The organism is Microbacterium sp. Leaf351, assembly GCF_001423825.1.
Lineage (GTDB): Bacteria > Actinomycetota > Actinomycetes > Actinomycetales > Microbacteriaceae > Microbacterium > Microbacterium ginsengisoli.
This window is the reverse complement of record NZ_LMPK01000001.1, coordinates 19,511-24,335: the sequence shown is the minus strand read 5'-3', so window position 1 is coordinate 24,335 and position 4,825 is coordinate 19,511. Positions and strand designations below refer to the sequence as shown.

The following is a 4,825-nucleotide window of genomic DNA, read 5'->3' as shown; positions in this document are numbered from 1 at the left end:
CGTCGCCCTCGGCGATCAGGTCGAACGCGATCAGCATCGCGGGGGTCTCCGTGGCGAGGCGCGTGACACGCGACGCCGCCGGATGGATGCGGGCGCTCAGCGCCTCCCAGCCGAGCCGCTGTGCACCCGGCTCCCCGGTCGCGACGACCAGCTCGCCATCGATCACGCACGGGCCCGGCAGCACCCGGGGGAGCGCATCGACGATCTCGGGGAAGTAGCGGGTCAACGGCTTCGCGCCACGTGACGCCAGCTCGACCTCGGTGCCGTCCCACGCGGCGAGCACGCGGAAACCATCCCACTTCGGCTCGAACGAGAGGCCCGCGGCATCCGGGATCGCATCGACACCCTTGGCGAGCATCGGCGCCGGCACGTCGTAGCGCACAGTCACCTCGCCTTCGCCCGCGCCCACCGGGCGGGCAGCTGCGGGCCGTCCCAGACCTGCACCGCCCCCCACACGACCGCCGTGATCGGCACGGCGAGCACAGCCCCGATCACGCCGCCGAGCACCGTTCCGACCGTCAACGCGATGAGGACGACGAACGCGTGCAGCCTCATGGAGCGCCCCATGAGCACCGGCTGCAGGAAGCTGCCCTCCAGCTGGTTCACGAGCACCACCACGCCGACGACGAGCAGGGCGTTGACCCAGCCGTTCGCGACGAGAGCGACCAGAGCCGCGAGGATGCCCGCGAGCGTCGCCCCCACGATCGGGATGAACGCGAGGAGGAAGACGAGCACCGCCAGCGGGATCGCGAGGGGCACCTGCAGGATCAGGAGGCCGATGAGGATGCCCACCGCGTCGACCGCCGCGACCGCCGCCGTGCCGCGCACGTACGACCCGAGCACCGACACCGTCTTGGTGCCGATGCGGCGCGCCCGCGCGTAGTGCGCTCCCTCGAAGGGGCGCAGCAGGAAGCTCCACATGCGCGCGCCATCCTTCAGGAAGAAGAACAGCACGACCACCAGCAGCACGAGCGAGGTGAGGAACGTCGCGACCGCGCTCACGCCCGCGAGCGCGCCCGAGCCGAACTGCGCGCTCGTCACGAATCCGCGCGCGGCGGTCAGCCAGTCATCGATCTGCGCGGCGTCGATCGCGATCGGCAGTGTCGCGATCCACTCCAGGAAGTGCTCGAACCCGCTCTGCGCCTGCGTCGACAGTTCGTCGAACTGGTCCCGCACGGCCCAGACGATCAGCCAACCGACGAGGCTGAGCAGCACGAGAATCGTGAACAGCGTGATCAGGGTGGCCGCGACATCCGGCACCCCTCGGCGTCGCATCGCACCCATCACCGGAGCGAATGCCGACGCGAGGATCAGCGCGAGCAGCAGCGGGATGACCACCACCGTCAACGAGCGGATGCCCCAGATCGCCCCCGCGAGCAGCGCCACCACGACGATGATCTGCATCGCCCGCGTCGCGAGCGTGCCGAAGCCGTCGGTCCACAGCGCGGCGAGGCGGGAGCGTGGCGAGAGGGGCGGAAGGTCGGGCGCGGTGATGGCGCGCGCGGTCGGCGGAGCGGAGCGTCGTCGTCGGAGCAGTCCCATGCCCCGACGCTAGCGTTCGTGCGGCGGGTGAGACAGGGGGTTGCCTGGGCGGGGGCGATAGGCGGCGGGCCGAATCAACGTCTGCGCGTCGATTCCATGCGTCACCGCGGGGGAGAGGGGGTGGATTCGGCGCGCAGATGTGGATTCGGCGGGGGTGGGGGAGGGAGAGAGAGGGGGGAGGGGAGCGGGGCGGGAAGCTCGCGCGTGCTCAGAACAGCGTGGCGAGGGACACCCGAGTGCCGGCGTCGGCCAGCGCCGTACGGGCGGCGTGCCAGCCCGCCATGCCGTGCACCGCAGGTCCGGGCGGGGTCGACGCCGAGCAGAGGTAGATCCCCGGCAGCGGGGTGCGCCACGGCGACCCGGCGAGCACGGGCCGCGCGACGGCCTGCGCGAGCGTGAAGGCGCCGCCCGAGACATCCCCGCCGACCTCGTTCGGGTTGCCGAGCTCACGGTCGGCGGCGGTCGTCGTGTGCGCCGCGAGCACGAGGTCGCGCACTCCGGGCGCGTGCCGCTCGAGTTCGGCGAGAACCGTCTCGAGCGGGTCCCGCCGCGACCCACCCGGAACATGCGCGTACGCCCAGAGCACGGCGCGCCCGGCGGGAGCGCGGGTGTCGTCGACGACGCAGGGCTGCACGACGATCACGAACGGATGCCGCGGCTCCCGCCCGCTCGCAACGATGCGCTCCGCGCGCACGGTGTCAGAGGCCGCCCCACCGAGGTGCACGGTGAGGGCGCCCGCGAGGAGCGGATCGGTCCACGGCACCGGCCCCGCGAGAGCGAGGTCGACCTTGGCGACGCCAGCGCCGTAGCGGAACCCGCGCACCCGCCGGCCGTACGCCCGCGGCAGCGCGGGGGAGGACAGCAGCAGCCTCGGCGACGTGTCGAGCATCACGAGGTCGCCGCGCGCCGCGTCGCCGCGGTCGAGCAGCTCGAGAGAGCGCACCCGCACGCCCGTCTCGAGGGTGCCGCCGTGTCGGTGCAGGTCGGCGATGAGCGCGTCGATGATCGCGCCCGCGCCGCCGCGCGGGACCGGCCAGCCCGCCGCCTGCGCGTAGGTGCCGAGCACGAGTCCGGCGGCGGACGCGGTGGGGGACGGCAGCCGCGTGTTCGCGTGAGCCGCGAGGCCGGTGAGCAGCGCCCGGACGGCGGCGTCACGCGGCGGCAGGGCGGTGACGGCGGCGGCCTGCGCGGCCAGCAGCGCGGCGGTGACGGGATGCCGCGGCATCCCGAGCAGCGCATCGGTCGCCGAGCGGGCGACCTCGTCGGAGCGGGCGACGAGCGGGGCGAACACGCGTCGCCAGGCCGGGCCCCCTGCGCCGAGCTGCTCGACCGTGCGGTCGAGGGAGCGCCACACCGCCGCGGCTCCGCCCCTGAGCGCGTGCGCGAAGGACAACTCGGGTGTGATCCAGTCGATCGGCGACGCTCGCGTGAACGCCCCGAAGAACGGCGAGGCGAGTGCCGCCGGATGCACCGCCGACCCGACGTCGTGGCGGAAGCCCGGCAGCGTGAGCTCGGCCGTGCGGGCTGCCCCGCCCGGGGCGGCGGCCGCCTCGAGTACGCGCACCTCGTAGCCTGTGCGCGCGAGGGTGACCGCCGCGGCGAGCCCGTTCGGACCCGACCCGACGACGGTCGCGCGTGGCACGGTCAGGCGCCGACGTACGCGGCGAGGTGCTCGCCCGTGAGGGTCGAGCGGGCCGCGATCAGGTCGGCGGGGGTGCCCTCGAACACGATCCGGCCGCCGTCGTGTCCGGCGCCCGGGCCGAGGTCGACGATCCAGTCGGCGTGGGCCATCACGGCCTGGTGATGCTCGATGACGATGACCGACGTGCCCGCGTCGACGAGGCGGTCGAGCAGCGCGAGCAGCTGGGCGACGTCGGCGAGGTGCAGTCCGGTCGTCGGCTCGTCGAGCACGTACACCTGCGCCTTCGTGCCCATGTGCACGGCGAGCTTCAGCCGCTGGCGCTCGCCGCCGGAGAGGGTCGTGAGGGGCTGGCCGATCGTCACATAACCGAGCCCGACGTCGACCAGCCGCTGCAGGATCGCGTACGCCGCCGGCACGGAGGTCGCTCCGGGGGCGAAGAAGGCCGCGGCATCCGCCACCGACAGCGCCAGCACCTCGCTGATGTCGAGGTCGCCGAGGTGGTAGTCGAGCACCGACGCGTCGAACCGCTTCCCCTCGCACACCTCGCACACCGACGACACCGTCGAGAACGGTCCGAGATCGGTGAAGACGACCCCCGCGCCGTTGCAGTTCGGGCACGCGCCCGCCGAGTTCGCGCTGAACAGTGCGGGCTTCACGCCGTTCGCCTTCGCGAACGCCGTGCGGATCGGGTCGAGAAGGCCGGTGTAGGTCGCCGGGTTGCTGCGCCGCGAGCCCTTGATCGCGCCCTGGTCGACCACCACGACGCCGTCTCGTCCCGCGACCGACCCGTGCACGAGCGAGCTCTTGCCCGAGCCGGCGACACCCGTCACGACCGTCAGCACGCCGAGCGGCAGGTCGACGTCGACGCCCTGCAGATTGTGGGTCGACGCCCCGCGCACCTCGATCGCCCCCGACGGCGTGCGCACCTCGGACTTCACCGCCGCGCGGTCGTCGAAGTGGCGCCCGGTGAGCGTGTCGGCGGCGCGCAGCTCGTCGACGGTGCCGGTGAACACGATGTTCCCGCCCGCCGTGCCGGCGCGCGGGCCGATGTCGACGACGTGGTCGGCGATCGCGATCGTCTCGGGCTTGTGCTCGACGACGAGAACCGTGTTGCCCTTGTCGCGCAGTCGCTGGAGCAGCTCGTTCATGCGGCGGATGTCGTGGGGGTGGAGTCCGACCGTCGGCTCGTCGAACACGTAGGTGATGTCGGTGAGGGCGGAGCCGAGGTGGCGGATCATCTTGATGCGCTGTGCTTCGCCTCCCGACAGCGTCCCCGACGCACGATCGAGCGAGAGGTAGCCGAGGCCGATCGAGGAGAACGAGTCGAGCAAGTCGCGCAGGCCGACCAGCAGGGGGGCGACCGAGGCGTCGTCGATCGTGCGCGCCCACGCCGCCAGGTCGCTCACCTGCATCGCGCATGCGTCGGCGATCGAGATGCCGCCGACGAGCGACGTGCGCGCCCCTTCGTTGAGGCGGGTGCCGCCGCACTCGGGGCACTGCTGGAACGTCACCGCCCGCTCGACGAACGTGCGGATGTGCGGCTGCATCGCCTCGACGTCCTTCGAGAGCATCGACTTCTGGATGCGCGGCACGAGGCCCTCATAGGTCAGGTTGATGCCGTTGACCTTCACCTTGGTCGGC

General features: G+C 72.8%; 3 protein-coding genes and 1 pseudogene. All 4 read right to left on the bottom strand.

What is annotated here, in order from left to right; translation table 11 throughout:
- On the bottom strand, positions 1-382 hold a 382-nt coding region (locus ASG00_RS15890), incomplete at its 3' end, for an ATP-dependent DNA ligase (protein WP_442922553.1).
- Positions 383-384: 2 nt separating this feature from the next.
- Positions 385-1,542, bottom strand: a complete 1,158-nt coding sequence (locus ASG00_RS00085) for an AI-2E family transporter (protein WP_056206008.1) — start codon at positions 1,540-1,542, stop codon at positions 385-387.
- Between the two features lie 208 nt (positions 1,543-1,750).
- Positions 1,751-3,184, bottom strand: a complete 1,434-nt coding sequence (locus ASG00_RS15885; RefSeq protein ID WP_056206007.1) for a phytoene desaturase family protein — start codon at positions 3,182-3,184, stop codon at positions 1,751-1,753.
- 2 nt (positions 3,185-3,186) lie between these two features.
- A pseudogene (locus tag ASG00_RS15880) lies at positions 3,187-4,825 on the bottom strand (ATP-binding cassette domain-containing protein); the annotation flags it as partial.

What these genes read in the sequence shown, in the direction of transcription:
- ASG00_RS00085 (WP_056206008.1), bottom strand. Translation starts at nt 1,542, where the DNA reads ATGGGACTGCTCCGACGACGACGCTCCGCTCCGCCGACCGCGCGCGCC.